The following is a 25282-nucleotide window of genomic DNA, read 5'->3' as shown; positions in this document are numbered from 1 at the left end:
ATGTTCATCACACCGCCACCGCCCCGTGTTCGCCGCGTGCCGGCCCGTCGCGGGGCGGTGGCCGTCGGCCCGGCGTACTACGGTGCAGGGCAGGCCGAGCCCCGGAGGTGCCGCTTTCATGCCCCTGTCGTACCCGCGCCGCCGCTTCCGCACGCGTGTCCGGCCGGCCGTCGCGGGTCTGACCGCCGCGCTGCTGGCGGCCGGCCTGCTGGCGGCCTGCTCCACCGACGGCGGCCCCGACCCGACGCTGGACGCCTTCCTGGCCGGCTGGCGCTCGGGCGACCTCGGCGCGGTCGGCTTCGTCGACCCGGCCGGCGGCCGGCTGCCGGCGACCGAGGTGGCCAAGCAGCTCAAGGAGCTCTCCGGCGACCTGGCGGCCACCCCGCCCACGCTGCGCCGCACCGGCGCGGCCGCGGTCACCAGCAACCTCGCCACCGCCACCGTCCGGGTGGAGTGGCCGCTGCCCGGCGGCGCCACCTGGGCGTACGACCGGCCGGTGCGACTGCGCCAGGGCGGCGGCGAGCAGTGGCAGGTGATCTGGGAGCCGGCGGTGGTGCAGGAGCAGCTGGACACCGGCGACCGACTGGTGCTGCGCCGCGACCCGGCCACCCGGGGCGCGGTGCTGGACGCCGCGGGCCAGCCGATCGTCGCGCCCCGCCCGGTGGTCCGGGTCGGCGTGCAGCCGAATCAGGTCACCGACGTCGCGGGGCTGACCCGGCAGCTGGACGCCGCGTTCCGGGCGGTCCGGCCGCCGATCACCCCGCCGGTCGACCTGTCCGACCTGCCCAGCCGGATCAAGGAGGCCAAGCCGGGCGCGTTCGTCGAGGTGGTGACGCTGCGGGAGGAGGCGTACCGGCAGATCAAGTCGCGCATCTACGAGCTGCCCGGCACCCAGTTCCCGACCGCCAAGCTGGATCTGGCCCCCACCCGGGAGTTCGCCCGGGCGCTGCTCGGCTCGGTCGACGAGGCCACCGCCGAGGACCTGGCCGCGCACCCCGACCGGTACGCCCGGGGCGACCAGGTCGGCCACGGTGGCCTCCAGGGCCGGTACGACGACCGGCTGCGCGGCACCGCCGGCAGCACCGTGCTGATCAACCGGCCGCTGCCCGACCCCGAGCAGCCGCCGACCCGGATCGAGGTCTTCCGGCAGCAGCCGAAGCCCGGCCAGCCGCTGAAGACCACCCTGGACGTGGCCACCCAGAACGCCGCCGACGCCGCGCTGCGCGGCGAGCAGCGCCGGTCGGCCCTGGTGGCGGTGCGGATCAGCGACGGCGCGGTGCTGGCCGCCGCCAACGGGCCCGGCGCGGCCGGCGAGAACCTGGCCTTCACCGCCCAGGTGCCGCCGGGCTCCACGTTCAAGATGGTCAGCGCGCTCGGCCTGCTCGACCGCAAGGCGGTGACCGCCGACGCGGTGGTGGACTGCCCGAAGATCCTCCCGGTGGACGGCCGGTCCTTCAAGAACTCCGACAACTTCGCGCTCGGCAAGGTGCCGTTCCGCACCGACTTCGCCAAGTCCTGCAACACCGCGTTCGCCTCGCTGGCGCCCCGGCTCGGCCCGGACGGCCTGGCGGTCACCGGCCGCTCCCTCGGGCTGGAGGGGCAGTGGGACCTGGGCGTCGACGTGTTCACCGGCAAGGTCTCCGCGAACGGCTCCGGGGCCGAGCAGGCGGCGGCCGCCATCGGTCAGGGCACCACCGTGGTCAGCCCGCTGGCCATGGCCGGCGCCACCGCCGCCGTGGCCCGGGGCCGCTTCGAGCAGCCGAAGCTGCTGTTGGAGCCGGCCCCCGCCAAGCCGGCCGAGCCGGGCCCGCAGCTCGCGCCGGAGTCGGTCGAGCCGCTGCGGGCGATGATGCGCGAGGTGGTCACCGGCGGCACCGCGAGCGCCCTGGCGGACGTGCCCGGCGGCCCGGTCCACGGCAAGACCGGCACCGCCGAGTACGACAACGATCCGGCGCACACCCACGCCTGGTTCGTCGGCTGGCGGGGCGACGTGGCGTTCGCGGTCTTCGTCGAGCAGGGCGGGTCGAGCGCCGCCAGCGCGGTCCCGATCAGCGAGCGCTTCCTGCGCGCCCTGCGCTGATCCCGCCGTAGCCGTCGTCGAAGGGCGCCGGCGGAGCCTCGGCGTCTCCCGACGGGTCGGCAGCGGCGTCGCCGGCGGGCTCGTCGTCGCCGGGGTGAAGCCGGCGGAGCATCCCGGGCCCGACCGAAGCGGGCGGCCCGACCGGCTCCACGGCGACGGCGGGCACCGGAATCGCCGCCGGCCCGGGCCACTCCTCCACCGGAGGCCGGTCGTCCACCGGATCGGGCCGGTCGTCCATCGGATCGGGGCGCTCGTCCACCGGATCGGGGCGCTCGCCGCCCTCCGCCGGGGATCCGGCCGCCGGCGGGACGGCGGAGTCGACCGTCGGGGCGCTGTCGACGATCGGCGCCCGGGGTGCCAGCGCGCCCGGCCCGACGGGTCCGACCGGCCGGGGTCGCCGCGGCGACGGCGCGGCGGGCAGCAGCCGCGGCGGCACCGCCTCCGGGGCCGACACCGGCGCCAGCCCGGCCACCACGGTGTTCACGATCTCCGCGGCGTACGAGCCGTCCAGGTCATAGTCCGGGTCGAAGACGGTCAGCTCGACGCCCAGGCAGTGCGGGGTGTCGACCAGGCCGGCGAGCAGGATCTCCAGCTCGGCGAAGGCGATCCCGCCGGGGTCGGGCGCGTCCACCGCCGGCATCACCGCCGGGTCGAGCACGTCCACGTCGATGTGCACCCAGTAGCCGGCGCAGTCGGCGAGCTCCTCGTGCGCCCACTGGGCGGTGCGGGCGGCGCCCTCGGCACGCAGCGCCGGCACCGGGCGGGTGGTGATGCCGGCGGCCTGCAGGTCGAGCCGGTACTCGTCCTGGGCGCGGATGCCGAGCACCACCACGTCGACGTCCCGGAAGTAGGGGCGGCGCCCCTCGATGGCGGCCAGGTCGGCCTGCCCGCGCCCGGTCACCAGGGCGAGGTCCTCGCCGGCGGCGGCGCCGACGTAGGAGGCGTTGCCGGGGTGCCGGAAGTCGGAGTGGCCGTCCACGAAGACCAGCCCGATCCGGCCGCCCACCGCCTCACCGAGCCGGTGCATGGCCAGCGCCGAGCCGAGCAGCACCGAGCAGTCGCCGCCGAGCACCACCGGGAACTCGCCGCGGTCGATGATCGCGCCGATCCGGTCGGCCAGGGCGAGCGAGTAGCCGGAGATCTCGGTGGCGTGGCAGACGCCGTCGCCGGGTCGCCAGTCCCCCGGGTCGTACCGGGGCGGGGTGAGACAGCCGGCGTCGCGGGCCCGCAGCCGGGCCAGCAGGCCGTGGTCACGCAGCGCGCCCGGCGCCTTGGCGCAGCCGGGGACGGAGGTCGACGTCGGTGGGCGCAGACCGAGATTGGTCGGCGCGTCGAGGACGGCGATCCGGCGCATCATGAGCTCCCGTCCTCGATGGTCGGGCGGGCCGGCCGGAACGCCGGCCCGCGCTGGCGTGCTGGATGCGGTGCTGCGGGCTCAGAACAGGGCGCTGGCCAGGGCTCGGCGGGCCGAGGCGACCGCGGGGTCGTCCGGGCCGGCGATGCTGAACAGCGACACCAGGTGCTGGCGTACCTTGTCACGATCGTCGCCCGTGGTGCGTCGGACCACGCCGACGAGCCGCTGGTAGGCCTGCTCGGCCATGCCGCTGAGCACCTCGATGTCGGCGGCCAGGAGCTGGGCCTCGACGTCGTCCGGGTTGCTCTGCGCGGCGGCCAGCGCCGCCTGCGGGTCGGCGCCGGCCACCCGGCGGGCCACCCCGACCTGGGCCAGGCCGGCCTCGGCCGCGGCGTCCGCCGGCGACTCGGCGAGGATCTTCCGGTACGCCTGCTCGGCCGCGTCGAGGTCGCCGCTCATCAGCGCGTCGTCGGCCTCGTCGAGGCGCGGGTCCTCCGGCTCGGCGACGGCCACGCCCCCGGCCTTGAGCACCGCGCCGAGCCACTGCCGCAGCTGCGGCTCGGGCACCACCCCGGAGAAGGCGTCGATCGGCTGACCGCCGACCACCGCGTACACCATCGGGATGCCCTGCACCCGGAACATCTGGGCGATCCGCGGGTTCTCCTGCACGTCGACCCGGGCCAGCACCCACGCCCCGGCGCCCTCGGCCGCCAGCCGCTCCAGCACCGGCGCGAACTGGTCGCTCTCCGGGTAGCCGGCGGCGCCGAAGAAGACCAGGACGGGTGTCGTCATCGACCGCTCAAGGACCTCGGCCTGGAGGGTCGCCTCGGTGACGTCGACGATTGTGCCGGCGACGGCGGGGGCACCGGCGGGGCCGGTGGACGGGCCGGCCTGCGGGGGTGTGCCGGGGCCGGAACTGGCTGGTGCGGTGCTGCGCAGCGCGCTGAGGTCGACCGCGCCGCGGGTGAAGATCGACGAGGTGATCCGTGGGTCGCTCATGGTTGTCTAGTCTCGCACGTGCCGCACCGAACTCAGCTCACCCGCAACGGCGACGTTGCGACTCTCACCCCTGCTCAACCCCGCCCTCCCGCCCCCACCCTCCGCCCCCCGCGATCTTGCACTTTCTGCCCCGACAAACACGACAACTGCCGCGGACGGAGGACCCAAAGTGCAAGATCGGCGGGGGTGGGTGGGTCGGTCAGAAGCGGGCGGGCTCGCGGTAGATGCCCCACTCGGCGCGGAGGGCGTCGCAGATCTCGCCGAGGGTGGCCTCGGCGCGGACGGCGTCCAGCATGGCGGGGATCATGTTGCCGTCGGTCCGGCCGACCTCGACCATCCGGGCGATGGCGGCCTTGACCGCCGCGTCGTCCCGGGCGGCCTTGCGCTCGGCGAGCACCCGGCGCTGCTCCAGCTCCACCTCGTGCGAGATGCGCAGGATCTCCAACTCCTTGGCGGTGGTGCTGGTGTGGCAGTTGACCCCGACGATCTTCTTGTCGCCCTTCTCCAGCGCCTGCTGGTAGACGAAGGCCGACTCGGCGATGTGGCCGGTGAACCAGCCGTCCTCGATGCCGCGCAGGATGCCCGAGGTCATCGGGCCGATCTGGTGCGGGCCCTCGCCGCCGAGCTGGCGGATCCGGGCGAAGATCTCCTCCGCCTCGGCCTCGATCTTGTCGGTCAGCGCCTCGACGTACCAGGAGCCGCCCAGCGGGTCGGCCACGTTGACCACGCCGGTCTCCTCCATCAGCACCTGCTGGGTACGCAGGGCGATCTCGGCGGACTCGTCGGTGGGCAGCGCCAGGGTCTCGTCCAGGGCGTTGGTGTGCAGCGAGTTCGTCCCGCCGAGCACCGCGGCGAGCGCCTCGACGGCGGTGCGTACCACGTTGTTGACCGGCTGCTGGGCGGTCAGCGACACCCCGGCGGTCTGGGTGTGGAACCGCAGCCAGAGCGCCTTCTCGCTGGTGGCGCCGTAGACGTCGCGCAGCCAACGGGCCCAGATCCGGCGGGCGGCGCGGAACTTGGCGATCTCCTCGAAGAAGTCGAGGTGCGAGTCGAAGAAGAAGCTCAGACCGGGCGCGAACACGTTGACGTCCAACCCGCGGGACAGGCCGAGTTCGACGTAGCCGAAGCCGTCCGCCAGGGTGTACGCCAACTCCTGCGCGGCGGTCGAGCCGGCCTCGCGGATGTGGTAGCCGGAGACCGACAGCGGCTTGTAGCGCGGGATCTCGGCGGCGCAGTACTCCATCAGGTCGCCGATCAGGCGCAGGTGCGGCTCGGGGTCGAACAGCCACTCCTTCTGCGCGATGTACTCCTTGAAGATGTCGGTCTGCAGCGTGCCGTCCAGCTTGGACAGGTCGGCGCCCTGCCGCTCGGCGGCGACCAGGTACATGCAGAAGACCGGCACGGCCGGGCCGGAGATGGTCATCGAGGTGGTCACGCCGGCCAGGTCGATGCCGTCGAAGAGCGCCTGCATGTCGGTGGCGGTGTCGATGGCCACGCCGCAGTGGCCGACCTCGCCGAGCGCCTGCGGGTCGTCCGAGTCCCGGCCCATCAGGGTCGGCATGTCGAAGGCGACGGAGAGCCCGCCGCCACCCGCGCCGAGGATCATCTTGTAGCGCTCGTTGGTCTGCTGGGCGTTGCCGAACCCGGCGAACTGCCGGATGGTCCAGGTCCGCCCGCGGTAGCCGGTCGGGTGCAACCCTCGGGTGTACGGGAACTCGCCCGGCCAGCCGATCCGCTCGAAGCCGGGCTGGTCCACGCCCTCCGGCGGGCCGTACACCGGGTCCACGGTCATTCCGGACAGCGTGGTGAAGTCCGCGTCCCGCTTGCGCGCGGCGTCGTACCGGGCCTGCCAGCGTGCCCGTCCGGCGGCGATCTCGTCGGCGTTCATCCGCGGAGCTCCTCCTCGAGTCCTCGACTGATGTCCGAGTGTAGAACGGTTGCCTGAACGATCGCTAAGGATGTTCGTACCGGCCGGTAACTCCGTCGGCTCGCCGACGCCCGCTCACGCCGGGGGCCGGCCGAGAAGCTGTTCACCGAGAAGCGGTATGCCGCAGAGGCATGAATATGACTCTGCGGCATACCGCTCGTCAGGATGTTCGGTCGGACGGCTGCTACCCACCGTGGTCGACGCCGCGCCGCCGCTCGTGATCAGGCGGTCGGGCCGTCCATCGCCACGTCGTCCACCCGGATGTTGATCTCGTCGGCGCGCAGCCCGTACTCCTCGACCGCCACCGTCACCGCGACCCGCACCGCGTCGGTGACCCGGGGGACGGAGTGCCCGGCGGAGATCACCAGCACCAGGTTGACCACGGCCGCGCCGTCGGTGACGTGCGCAGAGCAGCCGCGGGTGGCGTCGCCGACCTTGTCCAGGCCCACGCGGTCCAGCACGGCGTTGAAGAAGCGGGCCACGTCCCCGCCCAGCTCGGCCACCCCGGGCACCGACTTCGCGGCGGCCACCGCGATCTTCTGCACCACCTCGTCGGAGACGTGCGTCGTGCCGCCCGCCACCGCGTCCGGCCGCACCGACAGCTCCTGCGTAGCCTCGTCAGCCATGCTCTCCCACCACAGACGCCGACCGCCCGCACAGGTCCGTGGGGCGATGCGAGCGTACTGGGTGGACGGATCGAACGGGGTTCCCGGTGCAGCGGCGTCCCAGAGGCGCGGGAGACCCTTGTGGAGACGACGAACTTGATGACGCGGACGAATCACCCTGGGGACCGCGCGCGGCGATCCGTTCAGGTCATCAAGTTCGTAGCGTCCGCAGCCGTCGTCCACCGACCCAAGACCGGACAGCGCCCTCGCACCGACCATGTCGGCAGGGCCGGCCGAGCGACGGTCTCGGTTCCGGGCTCCGCGCGCGGGGCACCAGGAGGCAGATCACCGCACGCGACGGGTGACCAACCGAGGGCGCGGCGGGATGCTCAGGAGCCGAGCTGGGCCAGCAGCTCGTCGGCCGCCGCGTACGGGTCGAGCGACCCCTCGGCCACCTTCGCGGCGAGCGTGCTCAGCTCCGTACCGTCGCGCAGTGAACCGATCCGGGCGCGCAGCGCGCCCAGCGCGATGGCCTCGATCTCGGCGGCGGCCCGCGCCTCGCGGCGGCGGCGCAGCTCGTCGTGCTGCTCCAGCCAGCCGCGGTGCTTGTCGATCGCGGCGGCGATGTCGTCGATCCCCTCGCCCCGGGCGGCGATCGAGCGGACCACCTGCGGCCGCCACTCCCCCGGCCCGCGCTCGCCGAGGGCGATCATGCCCTGGATGTCGCGGACGGTGGCGTCGGCGCCGTCCCGGTCGGCCTTGTTCACCACGAAGACGTCGGCGATCTCCAGGATGCCGGCCTTGACCGCCTGGATCGCGTCGCCCATGCCCGGGGCGAGCAGCACCAGCGTGGTGTCGGCCAGCGAGGCCACCTCGACCTCGGCCTGCCCGACGCCGACGGTCTCCACCAGCACCACGTCGCAGCCGGCGCCCTCCAGCACCCGGACGGCCTGCGGGGTCGCGGCGGAGAGCCCGCCGAGGTGGCCCCGGCTGGACATCGAGCGGATGTAGACGCCCGGATCGGTGGCGTGGTCCTGCATCCGGACCCGGTCGCCGAGGATCGCGCCGCCGGTGAACGGGCTGGACGGGTCGATGGCCAGCACCCCGACCCGGTGCCCGCGCGCCCGCAGCGCCCGGACCAGCTCGTTCGTGGTGGTCGACTTGCCCACGCCCGGCGAGCCGGTCAGGCCGACCACCTGGGCCTGGCCCGCGTACGGCGCGAGGGCCGCCGCCACCTGCGGCAGCACCTCGTCGCCGGACTCGACCAGGGTGATCAGCCGGGCCACCGCGCGGGGGTCACCCGCGCGGGCCCGTTCCACCAGCGTGGGTACGTCCCGACTGCGGCGCACGGAGCCGGTGGTCGGCACGTTCTGGACGGTTTCGCTCACTGCTCCACTTTCCTCGGCGACTGCGCGGCGCGCGGGACCGCCCCCGGTCCCGCGGTTCGTCACGCGGTCTCGGCGCCCGACGGCACGTGGATGATCAGCGCGTCGCCCTGCCCACCGCCGCCGCAGAGCGCGGCCGCCCCGGTGCCGCCGCCCCGGCGCTTGAGCTCCAGCGCGAGGGTGAGCACCAGCCGGGCGCCGGACATGCCGATCGGGTGGCCGAGCGCGATCGCGCCGCCGTTGACGTTGATCTTGTCGACGTCGACCCCGAGGTCCCGCGCGGACTGGATGCCGACCTGGGCGAACGCCTCGTTGATCTCGATCAGGTCGAGGTCCTCGATGCTCAACCCACCCTTGCGCAGGGCGTGCTGGATGGCGTTCGACGGCTGCGAGTGCAGGGAGTTGTCCGGCCCGGCGACGTTGCCGTGCGCGCCGACCTCGGCCAGCCAGGTCAACCCCAGCTCCTTGGCCTTGGCCTTGCTCATCACGACCACCGCGGCGGCGCCGTCGGAGATCGGCGAGGAGCTGCCGGCGGTGATGGTGCCGTCCTTGGCGAACGCCGGGCGCAGCCTGCCGAGGGTCTCGGCGGTGGTGTCCGGCCGGATGCCCTCGTCCTCGCTGATCACCAGCGGGTCGCCCTTGCGCTGCGGGATGATCACCGGCGTGATCTCGTCGGCGAAGTGGCCGTTCTTCTGGGCGGCGGCGGCGCGCTGGTGGCTGGCCGCGGCGAACGCGTCCTGCTCCTCGCGGGTGATGCCGCGGGTGCTGCCGTGCCGCTCGGTGGACTCGCCCATCGAGCAGCAGTCCCAGGCGTCGGTGAGCCCGTCGAGGGCCATGTGGTCCTTGATCGTGACGTCGCCGTACTTGTAGCCGGCGCGTTGGCCGAGCAGCAGGTGCGGGGCGTTGGTCATCGACTCCATGCCGCCGGCCACCACGATGTCGAACTCGCCGGCCCGGATCAGCTGGTCGGCCAGAGCGATCGCGTCCAGGCCGGACAGGCAGACCTTGTTGATGGTCAGCGCGGGCACGGACATCGGGATGCCGGCCTCGACGGCGGCCTGGCGGGCCGGGATCTGGCCGGCGCCGGCCTGGAGCACCTGGCCCATGATCACGTACTGCACCTGGTCGGGCGCGACGCCGGCCCGCTCCAGGGCCGCCTTGATCGCGACGCCGCCGAGCGTGGTCGCCGGGAGGTCCTTGAGGTTGCCCAGCAGGCGCCCCATCGGGGTCCGAGCGCCGCTGACGATCACCGAAGCCATTGTCGCCTCCGAGGGGGGTGCCGACCTGTACGCCTTAACGATTGTTCGGTCAGACTAGCGCCATGGTTGAGAACTCCCCCGTCGAGCCCGCTGCCGACTTTGTCACAGACATCGGCCTGCGCCGCATCGACCACGTCGGGGTCGCCGTGCCCGACCTGGACGCCGCGATCGACTTCTACCAGCGCACCTTCGGCATGCGCTGCGTGCACACCGAGACGAACGACGAGCAGGGCGTACGCGAGGCGATGCTGGCGGTCGGCCCGGACGCCGCCGGCGGCATGGTGCAGCTGCTCGCGCCGCTGTCACCGGACACCACGATCGGCAAGTTCCTAAACAAGCGCGGGCCGGGCATCCAGCAGGTGGCGTACACGGTGGCGGACATCGACGCGGCCTGCGCGGCGCTGCGCGAGCGCGGTGTCCGGCTGCTCTACGACGCCCCGAGGCGCGGCACCGCGAACTCCCGGGTCAACTTCGTGCACCCGAAGGACGCCGGCGGCGTCCTGATCGAGCTGGTCGAGCCGGCCGCGGCCGGGCACTGACCAGGGCGACCCCGCCGCGCGCACGCCGTCCCAGAAGTTGGGACGGCGTGCGGTGGTGCGCGGTTCCGCGTTCCCACGGGCAGCTCCACGCATCGGCCGATGCAGTTTTTCACAGAGGACTTCCGGCCCTAGCTACCGTTCAGTAACGTCCCGCCCCACAGGAGCGGCGACCGGTGCCGGATGTGTCGATCACCGACATGGCGGTCCCGCCGCACCGGCGCCGACGATGGCAGCACCCCGGCCCCGGCCGGTGCGGGTGCGCGACGAACGGGAGGCCACCGTGCAGGACATCCTCGAAGCGATCATGGCGGCGGAGGGCTCCGGCCAGCCGGAGCGGGAACTCGCCGGGCTCGCCGGGCTGCCGGTGCCGGCGAGCTACCGGGGCGTGGTGGTCCGCGCCGAGGACACCCGGATGTTCGACGGGATGGCCACCCGGGACAAGGACCCGCGCAAGGCGCTGCACGTCCAGGAGGTGCCCACCCCCGAGCTCGCCCCGGGCGAGGCACTGGTCGCCGTGATGGCCAGCGCGATCAACTACAACACCGTGTGGACCAGCATCTTCGAGCCGCTGCCCACCTTCAAGTTCCTCCAGCGCTACGGCCGGCTGTCCGAGCTGACCCGGCGGCACGACCTGCCGTACCACGTGGTCGGGTCGGACGCGGCCGGCGTGGTGCTGCGCACCGGGCCGGGCGTGACCCGGTGGAAGGCCGGCGACGAGGTGGTCGCGCACTGCCTGTCGGTGGAGTTGGAGGACTCGGCGGGGCACGACGACACCATGTTGGACCCGCAGCAGCGGATCTGGGGCTTCGAGACCAACTTCGGCGGCCTGGCCGAGCTGTGCGTGGTCAAGGCCAACCAGCTGATGCCGAAGCCACGCCACCTGAGCTGGGAGGAGGCGGCCAGCCCCGGGCTGGTCAACTCCACCGCGTACCGGCAGCTGGTGTCGCACCACGGGGCCAACATGAAGCAGGGCGACGTGGTGCTGATCTGGGGCGCCTCCGGCGGCCTCGGCGGGTACGCCACCCAGATGGCGCTCAACGGCGGGGCGATCCCGGTCTGCGTGGTCTCCTCGCCGGAGAAGGCCGAGCTGTGCCGCGCGATGGGCGCGGAGCTGGTCATCGACCGCTCCGCCGAGGGCTTCCGGTTCTGGTCCGACGAGCAGACCCAGGACCAGGACGAGTGGCGTCGCTTCGGCGAGCGGATCCGCGAGCTGACCGGCGGCGAGGACCCGGACATCGTCTTCGAGCACCCCGGCCGGGAGACCTTCGGCGCCAGCGTCTACGTCGCCAAGAAGGGCGGCACCATCGTCACCTGCGCCTCCACCAGCGGCTTCCTGCACCAGTACGACAACCGCTATCTCTGGATGCACCTCAAGCGGATCGTCGGCAGCCACTTCGCCAACTACCACGAGGCGTGGCAGGCCAACCGGCTGGTGGCGCTGGGCCAGATCCACCCGACCGTGTCGAAGACCTACCCGCTGGAGCAGACCGGCCAGGCCGCGTACGAGGTGCACCGCAACGCCCACCAGGGCAAGGTCGGCGTGCGCTGCCTCGCCCCCACCGACGGGCTGGGCGTCCGCGACAACGAGCTGCGGTCCCGGCACGAGACGGCGATCAACCGGTTCCGCGGCCACTGAGCCGTACGGGGGAGGCCGGGACGGCCATTGCGCCGAGGCGACCATTGCCTTTCCACCGGTCGCCGACCCCCATTCGAGTGATGGTGGACGAAGGGCCGCGAGCATTCCCGCGGCCCTTTTTCCGGTCACCCCGGGTGACCTCCGGCCGGCCCCGGAGCTGCCAAGATCGCCATTCCCCGGCACCGGTCGGGCAGCCCGAGTTGACCATGTAAAGAGGACGCGAAAGCTCGGTACCGCTCTTGCGAACGCCCCCGGGGAGTCTGCGAGTATGTCCCAATGCCCCAGCAGCAGTCCTCCCCTCTCGCGTTCTTCGACAACGCGAACTCGCAGCCGGATTTCACCGTTGGCCTGCGCGGATACAACACCCACCAGGTCGATGACTTCATCGGCCGGGTCACCGCCGCGCTGACCCAGTCCGAGCAGGCCCGCGCCGAGGCCGAGCAGCGGATGAACGACGCCCAGCGTCGGCTCCGCCAGGCCGAGCAGCGGCAGACCGCGCTCGAGCAGAAGCTCACCGAGACCAACAAGCAGCTCGAGGAGAACAGCCGGCCGACCCTCTCCGGCCTCGGCACCCGCGTCGAGCAGATCCTCCGGTTGGCCGAGGAGCAGGCCAACGACCACCGCAACGAGGCCAAGCGCGAGTCCGAGGGCATCCTGTCCGCGGCCCGCCTCGAGGCCCGCGAGATCACCGACAAGGCGCGCGCCGAGGCCGCCGCGATGAAGGCCAGCGCCGAGCGCGAGGCCGGCAGCCTGCGCACCGCCGCCGAGCGGGAGGCCGCCGAGGTCCGGGTGCAGGCCCGCCGGGAGGCCGACACCCTGCGCGCCGACGCGGACCGGGAGACCAAGCAGCTGCGTACGGTCACCGCGCACGAGGTGGCCGAGCTGAAGTCCACGGTCGAGCGCGAGGTCGCGACCCTGCGCGCCACCGCCGAGCGGGAGATCACCCAGCAGCGGGCGAAGGCCGCGCGGGAGGCCGAGGAGAAGCGCGCCGAGGCGACCAAGCTGCTCACCGACGCCCGCGACAAGCGCGACAAGGACCTGCAGGCGCTGGAGCTGCAGCTCGCCGAGCGCCGGGAGAAGGCCGAGCGCGAGGAGTCGGAGCGGCACGCCGCCCAGGTCGCGCAGACCCAGAAGCTGGTCGGCGAGGCCGAGCAGCGCGCCCGGGCCGCCCAGGAGCGGGCCAAGGAGATCGAGCAGCGCGCCGAGGCCCGCCGGGTCGAGTCCGAGCGCACCGCCAACGACACCGTCGACCGGGCCAAGGCGCTGTCGGAGAAGACCCTCAACGAGGCCAAGGCCGAGGCGAAGCGGCTGCTCACCGAGGCCCGCACCGAGGCGGAGCTGACCACCCAGGCGGCCCGCCGCGAGGTCGAGGACCTGACCCGGCAGAAGGACGCCGTCACCTCCCAGCTCGGCCAGATGCTCTCCGGCCTCGCCGGGATCGTGCCGGGCGTCCCGGCCCAGCAGCAGTCGGCGCCGGCCGCCGCCGCCAAGGCGGAGCCGGCCAAGGCCGACGCCGAGAAGCGGGCGACCGCGGAGACGGCCAGCTGACCGAGGGCTTCGGACGGGGCATCAGCCACGGCGCGGGGTGACACCGGGTGACCGGTGCCGCCCCGCGCCGTAGCCGTTTCCCGACCGCTGGAACGCGGGCCCGTTCACCCCAGTGAAGTACGTCCCAACCGGGGCGTCCGTATCGCCCCAGCAGGGACGGATGCGTGTGAGGATGAGGGCATGTCGCACGGCGAGGAACTGTTCGCTCTCGGCGGGGACGTGACCACGGAGCCCAGCTTCGAGTCCGCTCTGCGGGGGTACGAGAAACGACAGGTCGACCGGTACGTCGCTCGCGCCGAGCACGAGATTTCGGCTCTGACGGCCGAACGGGAACAGGCGTACACCCAGATCCACAAGCTGGCCGGCCAGGTCGAGCACCTGCAGCGCGACCTGGCTCAGGTGCGCAAGCAGATCGGCGTGGTGGACCGGGCCTCGTTCAAGCATCTCGGGCCCCGGGTGGAGCAGATCCTCGCCCTGGCCGAGGAGCAGGCCGACGCGATCCTGGCCGCCGCGAGCGACGAGATCGAGGCGCGCCGGGCGGCCGCCGAGCACATCATCGACGAGGCCCGGGAGCAGGCCGCCCGCGCCCTGAAGGACTTCGAGATCGCCCTCGCCGCCCGACGGGCCGAGGAGGAACGGCACACCACCGCGCGCAAGGCCGAGGCCGACGCCGCGGTCAAGGCCGCCAAGGACGACGCCGCCCGGATGCGCACCGAGGCGAAGCAGGAGTCCACCCGGCTGCGGACCACCGCGCAGGAGGAGTCCACCCGGCTGCGGACCACCGCCGAGGAGGCGCTGGCCACGGCCCAGCGCGAGGCCACCCAGCTGCGGGACACCGCCAAGGAGATCCACGCCCGCGCCCAGCAGGAGTCCACCAAGCTGCGCGAGGCGGCCAAGGAGGCGCTGGCCAAGGCGCAGCAGGAAGCCACCCAGCTGCGGGACGCGGCCAAGGAGGTGCACGCCAAGGCCCAGCAGGAGGCCAAGCGGCTCACCGAGTCGGCGGCCGAGGCGGGCCGGGCCACCCACGCCAAGGCGCTCCAGGAGGCGAAGCGGATCACCGACGACGCCGAGGAGGCCGCCAAGGGCACCCGGGGCCGGGCCCGGCAGGAGGCGCACCGGCTGACCACCGAGGCCGCCGAGGCGGCCAAGCGCAGCCGGGCGGACACCGAGGCGTACGTGCAGCGGATGCGCACCGAGACCGAGGCGTACGTGCAGCAGGCCCGGGCGCAGACCCAGCAGGAGCTGGGCGCCTGGCGGGCCGGGGTGGAGGAGGAGGTCAACGGCCGGCGCGAGGCCGCCGACCGGGAGTTCGCCAAGCGCCACGCCGCCGCCGAGCAGGAGTACGCCAAGCGCCGCGACGAGCTGGACCGGCAGCACCAGACCCGCTCCGACGAGCTGGAGCGCCTGCACACCGTCCGGGCCGAGGAGCTGGAACGGGACTGGGCGGGCCGGCGGGACGAGATCGAGTCCGGCGCGGCGGAGGTCCGGCGGGCCGCCGAGACCGACGCGCAGACGTGGCGCCGCCAGGCCGAGGAGGAGGCCGCCGAGCTGCTGCAGCGGGCCGAGACCGACGCGGTGGAGCGGCGGCGCAAGGCCGACGAGCACGTCGCGGCCTCCCGCCGCCAGTTCGAGGAGTACGCGGCCACCACGCAGCAGCACCTGGCGACCACCCAGCAGCACCTCGCGGCGACCCAGCAGGAGGCCGCGTCCGGCCGGCAGCAGCTGGCCGAGGTGATGCTGGAGATCGCGCTGGCCCAGCAGCAGCTGGCCGACCTGCGGCAGGAGACCTGGCAGGCCCGTCAGGAGCATGACGAGGTGCAGCGGCAGGTCACCGAGCTGCAGCTGCGGCGGATCACCGGCACGGCCGCCGTGCCCTCGCTCGACGGGGCCGCCCCGACCGACGGCGCGAAGCCGGCACCGGACGGCGCGCGGCCTGCCATGGACGGCGCGCGGCCCGCCATGGATGGCGTGCGGCCTGCCACGGACCAGGCCAAGCCGTTGCTTGACGGCGTGAAGCCGGCGGCCGACGGCGCGAAGCCGATGCCGGACGGCGCGAAGCCCGCCCCGGTGGCCGCCGCCGCGAAGGCCGTCCCCGGCGGGGCCGCCGACCCGGCGGACGCCGAGCCGGCCTCGGTCAACGGAAGCGGCACCCGGTCACGTCCGGTGGCCGAGCCGATGACCACGGTGGACGGTGGCGCCGCCAGCGCCGGCGTCGACGGGGAGCCGACGGTCGCGGCGGTGCCCGGCACCGGCGGCCGGGAGGCCACCCCGACGAAGATCACCAGCACCGGCGAGAACGGCAAGCGTCCGAGCAAGCCGACCACGGACGAACGCGCCGCCAAGCCGAGCACCGTCTCACTGGAATCGGAGTGACCGCGGGCCGCCCGCGGCTGATCCCGCCCGCCGAGGCGCTCAGTCGCGCAGCGGGCCGGGGACCGGGGTGTCGGCGAACGAGGCCACCGTGCGGTCGGCGTACGCGCTGGCGTCGCCGGTCTCCATCGGGCCGTCCCAGCTGGTCGGCAGCGGCACCGGCACCGCCGGGTTGACCCGCCGGACGATCTCGTCGAGCACGGTCTCCGCGTCGCCCACCCACAGGTGCTTGGCGCCGGGCACCCCGACCACCTCGGCCTGCGGCACCGCCGCGAAGCGCTCCCGGGCCTCGTCCGGCCGCAGGTAGTCGTCGAACTCGGGGACCAGCGCGGTGAGCGGCTTGCCCGCCTCGGCCCAGACCGCCAAATCGGCCGGCTCGGAGAAGCGCAGCGGCGGGGAGAGCAGGATCGCCCCGGCCACCGCCGGGTCACAGCCGTACTTCAGGGTCAGGTCGGTGCCGAACGACCAGCCGACCAGCCACACGTTCGGCAGCTCGTGGAACTCCGCGTACTCGATCGCGGCGGCGACGTCGAAGCGCTCCCCCACCGCGTTGTCGAAGGCGCCCTCGCTGGTGCCGCGCACGCTGCTGGTGCCCCGGGTGTTGAACCGCAGCACCGCCAGGTCGGCCAGCGCCGGCAGCCGCCAGGCGGCCTTGCGGAACACGTGGCTGTCCATCATCCCGCCGTGCGTGGGCAGCGGGTGCAGGCAGACCAGCGTGGCCACCGGCTCCCGGTCGACCGGCCGGGCCAGCTCACCGACCAGCCGCAGGCCGTCGGCGGTGTGTAGCTCGATCTCCTCCCGGTGGCCGGGCAGGATCGACGACGCGCGGATCGGTGTGCTCACCGGTCAAGTCTCGCGCCTCGACGCCCGCGTCGCCCGCCGGGGCGGAAACAGGGTGATCCAGGTCGCTCAGCCGTACCGGGGGGCGCCCCGGCCGCGCAGCAGGTTCGGACCGCGCCGGTCCCGCGCCCGCCAGCAACCGTTGTGCCAGTGCCGGCGGTCGGTCAGGTCGCCCGAGCCGTCCGCCGGCCAGGCCACCAGGTGCGGCACGCCGGGCCGGATCTCCTGGTCGCAGCCGGGGCAGCGGTACGTCTTGACCGACGCGCCGCCGCTGATCCCGCGCACCTGCCACTCGCCGTCGCGCCACTGCTGGACCGACTCGACGCCCTGCCGGACCCGGGCCGAGTCCATCTCGGCGCTCTCGTCTCGGCGCGGGCGGTTGCGACGGGGGCTCACGATCACCAAGCGTACGGGCCGCCGGAGGGACCGGCCCGGGACGGGCCGATCCCCCGCGCAGCGACCCCGTCAGCCCCAGGTCTCCGGGTTCGTCGGGTCGGCCGCCACCCGCGCGCCGGCCAGCACGCTCGCCGCGTCGAGTTCGTCGAAGCCCGGGGTCGGCCAGCCGTACTCCGCCGTGACGTGCACCTTCGGGAAGCCCAGCAGCTCCAGCCGCTTCAGTTCACCCTGGGAGTACCTGATCGCCGGCCGGCCGTTGATCGTGGTGTCTCCCCGGGTCGGCGGGGAGATCACGCCGACCGCGTACTGGTAGGAGACCTCCATCCGCTCCGCGGCCGGACCGATGATGGCCAACCGGGCGGTCAGCAGGCTCGGGTACCTGGTCACGTCGACCGAGCAGGCGTGCAGGCGGGCACCGGCCGGCATCGACGACAGCTGGAGCGGGCCGCCGCAGCGCCGGGCCTCGGTCAGCCGGAGCGCGCCGGCCGCCTCGGTCAGCCCGGCGCCGGTGGCCTGCCGCACCGTGGCCCGGGCGTACAGGCCCGGGGCTGGACGCCAGAGCCGGACCCAGAACGGGTCACCGCCGTCACCGGCCACCCGGATGGTCCGGCCGTCGAAGGCCGCCTCGACGGCGAGGCGCGGGACCGTCGACGGCGCTCCGTCGAGGCTGTACACGCTCAGCGCCTTCGACGAGCGGGCCAGCTCCACGCCGACCGACCGGCCGCCGACCTCCAGCTGGGCGCTCTCCACCTCGTTCACCACCTGCCAGGCGAGGTAGCGGGCCTTGCCGGGGTCCACCCCGAAGTGCAGCACCTGCGGGTCGGTGCCGACCACCGCGGGCGCGGCGGCGGCTCCAGCAGCGGACCGGAACAGCGGCGGGACCGGCGCCGGCCCGGCGGGGGCCGCCGGCCTGCCCCCGGTCCACAGCCGGTCCGCCACCGGCAGGCCCGGCCCGGCGGCCAGTCCGCCGCCGAGCACCGCCAGCAGGGCGAGGCCGCCACCGGCCACGGCCAGCCGCCGCCGACGTCGGGCCCGCCCCCCGGCCGCGGCCCGCGCCACCAACCGGTCGGTGTCCACCGCGCCCTCCGCCCGCTGCCGCAGAATGTCGCTGATCCGCTGGTCCAGGTCGGTCACGACCGGCTCCCGTTCGTCGTCGGGACGCCGTAGCGCTCCCGGAGATGGCTGAGCGCCCGCATCGCGTGGGTGCGGACGGTGACCGGGGAGCAGTCCAGGATCTGGCCGATGGTCGCGTCGTCGAGGTCCTCGTAGTAGCGCAGCACCAGCACCGCGCGCTGCCGGTCGGGCAGGCCGAGAATGAGCCGCCACAGCTCGTCCCGCTCCACCGTCTCGTCGTCGAGGTGGCCCCGCAGGGCCCGATCCTCGAAGGTCGCGGTGGTCAGCTCCCGGCTGGACCGGCGCCGCCACCAGGACGCGTTCGCGTTGACCAGCATCCGGCGCACGTACACGTCGGGCCGGTCGGCGCGGTCGATCTTCCGCCAGTGCAGGTACGCGCGGGCCAGCACGTCCTGAACGAGGTCCTCGGCACGGTGCGGGTCACCGGTCAGCAGCCGGGCCAGTCGGACGAGCGCCGGCCCGCGACTGCTGACGTACTCCTCGAAGGTCACACCCGTCAGACGCCGTCACCGGCGGCGGACGTTGACACCGCTCAGCGGCGGGTGTGGTCCCGGAAGCCGCGGCCGCTCTTGCGGCCCAGGTAACCGGCGGTGACCAGGTGCTCCAGCAGCGGCGCGGGGGCGAAGCCCGGCTCGCGCAGCTCCAGGTAGAGCTCCCGCTGGATGGCCAGCGAGACGTCCAAGCCGACCACGTCGAGCAGCTCGAACGGGCCCATCGGGTAGCCGCAGCCCAGCTTCATCGCGTGGTCGATGTCGTCGGCCGTGGAGTAGCTGGCCTCCAGCATCTTCACCGCGTCGTTCAGGTACGGGAAGAGCAGCGCGTTGACGATGAAGCCGGAGCGGTCCCCGCAGACCACGCCGGTCTTGCCGAGCGTGGCGCAGACCGCCCGGGCGGTGCTCGCGGTCTCCGCCGAGGTGCGGATGGTCCGCACGATCTCGACCAGCGGCATCACCGGGGCGGGGTTGAAGAAGTGCAGGCCGACCACGTCGGCGGGCCGCTGGGTGGCCATCGCCACGTCGATCACCGGTAGCGACGAGGTGGTGGTGGCCAGCACCACGCCCGGCTTGCAGATCTCGTCCAGGCTGGCGAAGAGCGCCTTCTTGACGCTCAGCTCCTCGACCACGGCCTCGACCACCAGGTCGACGTCGGCCAGGTGCTCCAGGGTGGCGGACCAGTTGATCCGGCCGAGCGCCGCGTCCCGGTCGGCCTCGCTCAGCTTGCCCCGCACCACGCCCTTGTTGAGCGAGGTCTGGACCGCCTCGAAGACCTTCGCGGACTTCTCCGCGCCCCGGGTCACCGAGACCACCTCGTACCCGGCCTTGGCGAAGACCTCGATGATCCCGGTGGCCATCGTGCCGGAACCGACGATGCCCACCTTGGCGATCGCCCGCGCGCCGTCGGCGAGCGCCGACTCCGGCACGGCCGGGGTCTGGTCGTCCCGTACGACCTTCGGCGAACCCGGCTTCTCGTAGGTGTAGAAGCCGCGGCCGGACTTGCGGCCGAGCAGCCCCGCGGTGACCATCTGCTTGATCAGCGGCACCGGGGCGTGCCGGCGGTCCCGCCCGCCGCGCCGGTACATGGTGTCCAGGATCTCGTACGCGGTGTCCAGGCCGATCAGGTCCATCAGCGCGAGCGGGCCCATCGGCAGGCCGCAGCCGAGCTTCATCGCGGCGTCGATGTCCTCGCGGGTGGCGTACCGGCTCTCGAACAGGCCCACCGCGTGGTTCAGGTAGCCGAAGAGCAGGGCGTTGGCGATGAAGCCGGCCCGGTCGCTGATCGTGACGTCGACCTTGCCGAGGCGGGCGCAGAGCGCCTCCACGTCGGCCACCACGTCGGCGGCGGTGACCACCGTGCGGACCACCTCGACCAGCTTCATCACCGGCGCCGGGTTGAAGAAGTGGATGCCGATGACCTGGTGGGGCCGGCCGGTGGCCACCGAGATCTCGGTGACGCTCAGCGACGAGGTGTTGGTGGCCAGGATCGCCTCGGGCTTGCAGACCCGGTCCAGCTCGGCGAAGATCCGCTGCTTCAGGTCGAGGTGCTCGGGGACGGCCTCGATCACCAGGTCCACCGCGTGCAGGGCGCCCAGCCCGACCTGGAAGTCGACCCGGGAGTGCAGGGCGTCCCGGTCGGCCTCGGCGAGCTTGCCCTTGGCCACCGCACGGTCGGTGGAGCCGGTGAGATTGGCCCGGCCGCGCTCCAGGGCGGCCGCGGAGATCTCCACCGCGACCACGTCGATGCCGTTGCGGGCGAACACCTCGACGATGCCGGCACCCATGGTGCCCAGACCCACCACACCTACGCTGGTGAACTCCCGCCCCACGACCGGCCTCCCCTGCCTCGACTCCGCACCACCGCGACATGAACGGCCGCTAAGGTTATGCGCCGGAGTCTGCCACTTGACGCTGTGTTGTCGAGACGCCGTGGGATATTTCACGCACCCCGGCTCACGTCGCCGCCGGGGGCTCGGTCAACGCCAGCAGCTCGGCCACGAACTCCACCGGCCGTTCCAGGTGCGGGCTGTGCCCGCAGCCGGGCAGCACCACCTCCCGGTACGTCCCGCCGGCCGCGGCGTACCGCTCCAGCACCGCCCGGGTCTGCCCGACCATCGGCTGCGGCGGGCAGCCCGCCTCGCCCGGCCATCCCGGCGCCATCCCCAACGACCCCAGGTACGCCAGGTCGAACAGCGAGGTGTCCGAGACGATCACGTCGGCGGCGCCGCGTACCCAGGTGATCGGCGGCTTGACCGCGACGGCGACCAGCTCGTCGGCGACCCGGAACCAGGCCGGGGCGAGGGCGTTGAGCACGCCCCGCTCCCCCGGCGCCATGCCCGGCCAGTTGGGCGAGGGGACCGACGTGCCCGGGTAGTTGTCGTCCCCGGTGGCGGTGGAGAGCAGGCCGTCCAGCAGCAGCTCTTCGTCCTCGGCCAGGGCGGCCGGGTCGGCGACGTAGCAGGCGCGCAGCACCGACCGGGGGCTGGTCGGCGCGTCCTCGCCTCGGTCACCGGCCGCCAGCCTTGCGACGAAGTCCGGGTTCGCGGTACCGGCGCCGGTGCCGGCGAAGTCGGCCGTGGTGGGGGTGCCGTCGAGATCCCGGGTGCCACCGAAGCCGTACGGGGAGACCGGCGCCTCCAGCAGCAGCGCGGTCCACCGCTCCGGCTGGGCCAGCAGCAGCCGCATCGCCACTCCGCCGCCGAGCGAGTGCCCGACCAGCACCGGGCGGGCGCCGGGGGCGAACAGCTCCGGCACGTCCAGCAGGGCGGCCACGTCCTCGGCGAGGTCGGCCAGGCCCCGGGTGGCGTCGACCGGGGCGGTCCGGGTGTCGCCGTACCCCCGCAGGTCGGGCGCGACCACCCGCAGCGTGGCCGGCAGCCGGCGGACCAACGGCTCCCAGAACGACCCGGACGAGCCGTTGCCGTGCACCAGCAGCACCGGCACGCCGTCCGGCGGGCCGGCCACCCGTACCCCCTGGGTGATGCCGTTCGCCGTCACGGTGCGCCGCTCGGTCTCCATCCGCGGCATGCTGCCACGCCGGGCCGGCCCGGTCCATGGCTCGGCACCCCATTTATCCGTCGCCGCGCGGTGGACGCGGCGCTCAGGCGCCGCCCTCCACGCCGGTGCGGGACGGCAGGGCGTCCGGCGTCCAGGCGTCGGTCTGCCCGGCCTCGTGCGGCGCGGCGGCGGGCGGGCCCAGCGGCAGCGGCAGGGTGGGCCGGTGGTTGCGGCGGCCGGCATCGGCGAACCGCAGCCCGACCGGGTCGGTGGTGGCCAGCCCGGGGTCGGAGTACCGCAGCTCGGTGCGGCCGAGCCGGATGACGTCGCCGTCGGCGAGCGGCACGGCGCCGGTGATCCGCGTGTCGTTCAACCAGGTGCCGTTGGTGGACTCCAGGTCGACCAGCTCGGCGCCGTGCTCGGTGAGCCGCACCTCGGCGTGCCGCCGGCTCAGGTGCGGGTCCGCCACGGCGATGTCCACCGTCGGCGCCCGGCCGACCACCAGCGGCAGCTCCCCCAACCGGAAGATGGCGCCGCGCATCGGCCCGCCGGCCACCCGCACGAGTGGCCGCAGTTCCGGATGATCCTCCATGGCATGTGCTCCCGTCGCCCCGGGCAAGCCTGCCAGCTCGCGGTCACCACCTCACCACCCGGGAAGCCATCTTGGCGACCCCGGCCGTACAGCTCCCGGCAACCTGGACGGGGTCCCGGCCGCGCCGGCCGGCGACGGCGGGCCGCCGGACGGCCGCCGCCTTCCGCCCTACCGGTGGGTAATCCCCGGGTCTAGACTTCCGCCATGACGGCTGTCCATGTCCCCGGCACACCGCTGATCGAGGACGGTCTGCTGGTCTCGACCAGCCCGGCCACCGGCGCCGAGGCGGGCCGCCTCCCGGTCGCCACCGAGCAGGACGTCGCCCACGCGGTCGAGCGGGCCCGGGCCGCCGGCCTGTGGTGGGCCGGGCTCGGCTTCACCGGGCGGCGGGAGCGGCTGCTGCGCTGGCGCGGTCTGCTGGCCCGGCGGATCGAGGAGCTGGCCGAGCTGGTGCACGTCGAGGGCGGCAAGCCGGTCGCCGACGCGATCGTCGAGGTGCTCACCGCGGTCGAGCACATCGACTGGGCGGCGCGGAACGCCCGGCGGGTCCTGGGCCCGCGCCGGGTCCGGTCCCGACTGATCCTCGCCGAGTTCTCCGGCCACCTGGAATACCAGCCGTACGGGGTGATCGGCGTGATCGGCCCGTGGAACTACCCGGTCTTCACCCCGATCGGCTCCACCGCGTACGCGCTGGCCGCCGGCAACGCCGTGGTGCTCAAGCCCAGCGAGTACACCCCCGCCGTCGGGCAGTGGCTGGTCGACGCCTTCGCCGAGGTGGTGCCCGAGCAGCCGGTGCTCACCGCCGTGCACGGCCTGGGTGACATCGGCGCGGCGCTGTGCCGCTCCGGGGTGGACAAGGTCGCCTTCACCGGCTCGACCGCCACCGCCAAGAAGGTGATGGCGGCCTGCGCCGAGTCGCTGACCCCGGTGCTGCTGGAGGCCGGCGGCAAGGACGCGATGATCGTCGACGCGGACGCCGACCTGGACGCGGCCGCCGAGGCGTGCGTCTGGGGCGCGATGACCAACGCCGGCCAGACCTGCATCGGCATCGAGCGGGTCTACGCCGTCGACCAGGTCTTCGACGCGTTCGTCGGCAAGGTGGTGGCCCGCGCCGAGCGGCTGAGCGTGGGCGCCGAGGGCGCGGACGTCGGCCCGATCACCATGCCCAGCCAGCTCGACGTGATCCGCCGGCACATCGACGACGCGCTCGACGCCGGCGGCCGGGCGGTGCTCGGCGGCCGCGAGGCGGTACGGGCGCCGTACGTGCACCCGACCGTGCTGGTGGACGTGCCCGAGTCGTCCGCCGCGGTCCGCGAGGAGACCTTCGGCCCGACCCTGACCGTCAACCGGGTACGCGACGCCGACGAGGCCGTACGCCGGGCCAACGCCCTGTCGTACGGCCTGGGGGGTTCGGTCTTCGGCCGGCGCGACGCGGTGGCGATCGCCCGGCGGCTGCGCTCCGGGATGGCCTCGGTGAACTCGGCGCTGACCTTCGCCGGCATGTCCACGCTGCCGTTCGGCGGGGTCGGCGACTCGGGCTTCGGCCGGATCCACGGCGAGGACGGGCTCCGCGAGTTCGGCCGGGCCAAGTCGATCACCCGCCGGCGGGCCCGCTCGCTGCTGCCGTCGATGACGTTCGAGCGCACCCCGGGCGACGTGGCCCGCCTGGTCAAGGCGGCCAAGGTGATGTACGGCCGGGGCCGCTGACCCGTCCGCGATCAGAAGAGGGTGAGCTCGTCGCGTTCGATGCCGCGCAGCTTGTCGTAGTCGACCACCACGCAACGGATGCCGCGGTCGGTGGCGAGCACCCGGGCCTGCGGCTTGATCTCCTGCGCGACGAACACGCCGCTGACCGGGGCGAGCAGCGGGTCGCGGTTCATCAGCTCCAGGTAGCGGGTGAGCTGCTCCACCCCGTCGATGTCGCCGCGCCGCTTCACCTCGACCGCCACCGAGCCGGAGTTGGCGTCCCGGCAGAGCAGGTCGACCGGCCCGATCGCGGTCATGTACTCCCGGCGGACCAGGGTGAAGCCGTCACCCAGCGCGGTCGGGTTGGCGGCCAGCAACTCCTGCAGGTGGGCCTCGACGCCGTCCTTGCGTAGCCCCGGATCGAGCCCCAGCTCGTACGAGGTGTCCTGGAAGATCTCCTCCAGGGTGATCCGCAGCTCCTCGCCCGCCTTGTTGACCACCCGCCAGACGCCGGGTGCCTCCTCGAGCCGGCAGGGCGGGCTCATCCAGTTCAGCGGCTTGTACGCCCGGTCGTCGGCGTGGATCGACACCGAGCCGTCCGCCTTCACCATGAGCAGCCGGGTGGCCGGCGGCAGGTGAGCCGAGAGCCGTCCGACGTAGTCCACCGAGCACTTCGCGATCACCAGACGCACCCGACGAGGGTAGCCGAGGACCGGGTCGTCGCCGACGAGCGGCACTGGCGCGCCGGTGCGATGCTGAGATCGTGTTCGAAGTCCTCACCGGCACCGGGCTCGCCGCCTCGGCGGGTCTCAACGCCTACATACCCCTGCTCACCATGGGCCTACTCGCCCGCTACACCGGCCTGATCGACCTGCCCAGCGGCTGGCAGTGGCTGGGCAACGGCTGGGTCATCCTGATCCTGGCCGTGCTGCTCGCCGTCGAGGTCGTCGCCGACAAGGTGCCGGTCGTCGACCACGTCAACGACATCGTGCAGACCGTCGTCCGGCCGACCGCCGGCGGCCTCGCCTTCGGCGCCGGGTCGGGCTCGGAGACGGTGACCGTCAGCGACCCGGGGAACTTCTTCTCGTCCCACCAGTGGGTGCCGGTGGTCACCGGCGTGGTCATCGCCTTCGGCGTGCACCTGCTCAAGTCGGCCGCCCGGCCGGTCGTCAACGCCACCACCGCCGGCTTCGGCGCCCCGGTGGCGAGCACCGCCGAGGACGCCACCAGCGTGGTGATGTCGCTGGCCGCGATCATCCTGCCGGTGCTGGTGCTGGCCTTCCTGGTCGGCCTGGTGGTCTTCCTCTTCTGGTTCCTACGCCGGCGTTCCGACCGACGCCGGGAACGTCAGGCCGCCCGGGCCGCGGGCTTCCGCGTCTGACCCCATCGGGTACGCCATCGACCGGTGCTCATGCCGCTGGCCGGCACCCCGGGTTGGGGG

General features: G+C 73.8%; 21 protein-coding genes. 7 read left to right on the top strand and 14 right to left on the bottom strand.

The window, feature by feature from the left end:
- The first annotated feature begins 118 nt into the window (after positions 1 to 118).
- The gene (locus ACFY3U_RS20585; protein WP_387203885.1) at positions 119 to 2080 is read left to right on the top strand and encodes a penicillin-binding transpeptidase domain-containing protein; all 1962 of its coding nucleotides are present in this window, start codon (positions 119 to 121) and stop codon (positions 2078 to 2080) included.
- Here the strand turns inward: ACFY3U_RS20585 and ACFY3U_RS20580 are convergent.
- From ACFY3U_RS20580 to ACFY3U_RS20555, 6 genes are all read right to left on the bottom strand, one after another.
- Complete coding sequence (locus ACFY3U_RS20580; RefSeq protein WP_387203882.1) at positions 2049 to 3437, bottom strand: arginase family protein; 1389 nt, start codon at positions 3435 to 3437, stop codon at positions 2049 to 2051. The two genes, ACFY3U_RS20585 and ACFY3U_RS20580, sit on opposite strands and share 32 nt — an antisense overlap.
- 78 nt (positions 3438 to 3515) lie before the next feature.
- Positions 3516 to 4433, bottom strand: coding sequence for a tetratricopeptide repeat protein (locus ACFY3U_RS20575; protein WP_387203879.1), 918 nt, complete (start codon positions 4431 to 4433; stop codon positions 3516 to 3518).
- Between the two features lie 199 nt (positions 4434 to 4632).
- Entirely contained in the window at positions 4633 to 6321 is a 1689-nt protein-coding gene (locus ACFY3U_RS20570) for a methylmalonyl-CoA mutase (protein WP_387203876.1), read from the bottom strand.
- Between the two features lie 260 nt (positions 6322 to 6581).
- Positions 6582 to 6986, bottom strand: coding sequence for an Asp23/Gls24 family envelope stress response protein (locus tag ACFY3U_RS20565; protein ID WP_387203873.1), 405 nt, complete (start codon positions 6984 to 6986; stop codon positions 6582 to 6584).
- A 368-nt stretch (positions 6987 to 7354) separates the two neighbouring features.
- Positions 7355 to 8353, bottom strand: a complete 999-nt coding sequence (gene meaB / locus ACFY3U_RS20560; RefSeq protein WP_387203870.1) for a methylmalonyl Co-A mutase-associated GTPase MeaB — start codon at positions 8351 to 8353, stop codon at positions 7355 to 7357.
- A gap of 59 nt (positions 8354 to 8412) precedes the next feature.
- Entirely contained in the window at positions 8413 to 9609 is a 1197-nt protein-coding gene (locus ACFY3U_RS20555) for an acetyl-CoA C-acetyltransferase (RefSeq protein WP_387203867.1), read from the bottom strand.
- A 62-nt stretch (positions 9610 to 9671) separates the two neighbouring features.
- Here ACFY3U_RS20555 and mce point away from each other — a divergent pair, with 62 nt between their 5' ends.
- The 4 genes from mce to ACFY3U_RS20535 all read left to right on the top strand — a co-directional run bounded on the left by mce (position 9672) and on the right by ACFY3U_RS20535 (position 15705).
- Positions 9672 to 10148, top strand: coding sequence for a methylmalonyl-CoA epimerase (gene mce, locus ACFY3U_RS20550; protein ID WP_387203865.1), 477 nt, complete (start codon positions 9672 to 9674; stop codon positions 10146 to 10148).
- A gap of 280 nt (positions 10149 to 10428) precedes the next feature.
- Positions 10429 to 11784: a crotonyl-CoA carboxylase/reductase gene (gene ccrA, locus ACFY3U_RS20545; RefSeq protein ID WP_387204232.1), complete on the top strand. Its 1356-nt coding sequence runs from the start codon at positions 10429 to 10431 to the stop codon at positions 11782 to 11784.
- 276 nt (positions 11785 to 12060) lie between these two features.
- A complete protein-coding gene (locus ACFY3U_RS20540; RefSeq protein WP_387203862.1) occupies positions 12061 to 13332 on the top strand; it encodes a DivIVA domain-containing protein in 1272 nt (423 codons plus the stop codon).
- Between the two features lie 180 nt (positions 13333 to 13512).
- Positions 13513 to 15705: a hypothetical protein gene (locus tag ACFY3U_RS20535; RefSeq protein WP_387203859.1), complete on the top strand. Its 2193-nt coding sequence runs from the start codon at positions 13513 to 13515 to the stop codon at positions 15703 to 15705.
- A gap of 39 nt (positions 15706 to 15744) precedes the next feature.
- On the opposite strand, the gene ACFY3U_RS20530 is transcribed toward ACFY3U_RS20535, so the two are convergent.
- The 7 genes from ACFY3U_RS20530 to ACFY3U_RS20500 all read right to left on the bottom strand — a co-directional run bounded on the left by ACFY3U_RS20530 (position 15745) and on the right by ACFY3U_RS20500 (position 22155).
- Positions 15745 to 16545 (bottom strand): alpha/beta hydrolase, encoded by an 801-nt coding sequence (locus ACFY3U_RS20530; protein WP_387203856.1) that lies wholly within the window; start codon positions 16543 to 16545, stop codon positions 15745 to 15747.
- 66 nt (positions 16546 to 16611) lie between these two features.
- Positions 16612 to 16893, bottom strand: coding sequence for a hypothetical protein (locus tag ACFY3U_RS20525; RefSeq protein ID WP_387204230.1), 282 nt, complete (start codon positions 16891 to 16893; stop codon positions 16612 to 16614).
- Positions 16894 to 17007: 114 nt separating this feature from the next.
- Positions 17008 to 18072: a hypothetical protein gene (locus tag ACFY3U_RS20520; RefSeq protein ID WP_387203853.1), complete on the bottom strand. Its 1065-nt coding sequence runs from the start codon at positions 18070 to 18072 to the stop codon at positions 17008 to 17010.
- Entirely contained in the window at positions 18069 to 18563 is a 495-nt protein-coding gene (locus ACFY3U_RS20515) for a SigE family RNA polymerase sigma factor (RefSeq protein ID WP_387203850.1), read from the bottom strand. Before ACFY3U_RS20515 ends, ACFY3U_RS20520 begins: the two co-directional genes overlap by 4 nt.
- A 41-nt stretch (positions 18564 to 18604) precedes the next feature.
- On the bottom strand, positions 18605 to 20395 hold the full coding sequence (locus ACFY3U_RS20510; RefSeq protein ID WP_387203847.1) for a 3-hydroxyacyl-CoA dehydrogenase family protein: 1791 nt from the start codon (positions 20393 to 20395) through the stop codon (positions 18605 to 18607).
- Between the two features lie 124 nt (positions 20396 to 20519).
- Positions 20520 to 21584 (bottom strand): alpha/beta fold hydrolase, encoded by a 1065-nt coding sequence (locus ACFY3U_RS20505; protein WP_387203844.1) that lies wholly within the window; start codon positions 21582 to 21584, stop codon positions 20520 to 20522.
- Between the two features lie 82 nt (positions 21585 to 21666).
- Positions 21667 to 22155, bottom strand: a complete 489-nt coding sequence (locus tag ACFY3U_RS20500) for an FHA domain-containing protein (RefSeq protein WP_387203842.1) — start codon at positions 22153 to 22155, stop codon at positions 21667 to 21669.
- A 204-nt stretch (positions 22156 to 22359) separates the two neighbouring features.
- Between ACFY3U_RS20500 and ACFY3U_RS20495 the strand changes: the two genes are divergently transcribed.
- Positions 22360 to 23862 carry an aldehyde dehydrogenase family protein gene (locus tag ACFY3U_RS20495; protein WP_387203839.1) on the top strand — a complete coding sequence of 501 codons (1503 nt, stop codon included), beginning with the start codon at positions 22360 to 22362 and terminating at the stop codon, positions 23860 to 23862.
- A gap of 11 nt (positions 23863 to 23873) precedes the next feature.
- Here ACFY3U_RS20495 and nucS read toward each other — a convergent pair whose 3' ends face one another.
- Positions 23874 to 24533, bottom strand: a complete 660-nt coding sequence (nucS, locus tag ACFY3U_RS20490) for an endonuclease NucS (protein WP_387203837.1) — start codon at positions 24531 to 24533, stop codon at positions 23874 to 23876.
- Between the two features lie 71 nt (positions 24534 to 24604).
- Here nucS and ACFY3U_RS20485 point away from each other — a divergent pair, with 71 nt between their 5' ends.
- The gene (locus tag ACFY3U_RS20485; RefSeq protein WP_387203834.1) at positions 24605 to 25222 is read left to right on the top strand and encodes a DUF4126 domain-containing protein; all 618 of its coding nucleotides are present in this window, start codon (positions 24605 to 24607) and stop codon (positions 25220 to 25222) included.
- The last annotated feature ends 60 nt before the right edge of the window (positions 25223 to 25282 follow it).

Origin of the sequence: Micromonospora sp. NPDC000089 (assembly GCF_042899365.1) — a bacterium.
GTDB lineage: Bacteria > Actinomycetota > Actinomycetes > Mycobacteriales > Micromonosporaceae > Micromonospora.
Note: the sequence above shows the minus strand (reverse complement) of the source record. Positions and strands in the feature narration are given on the sequence as shown.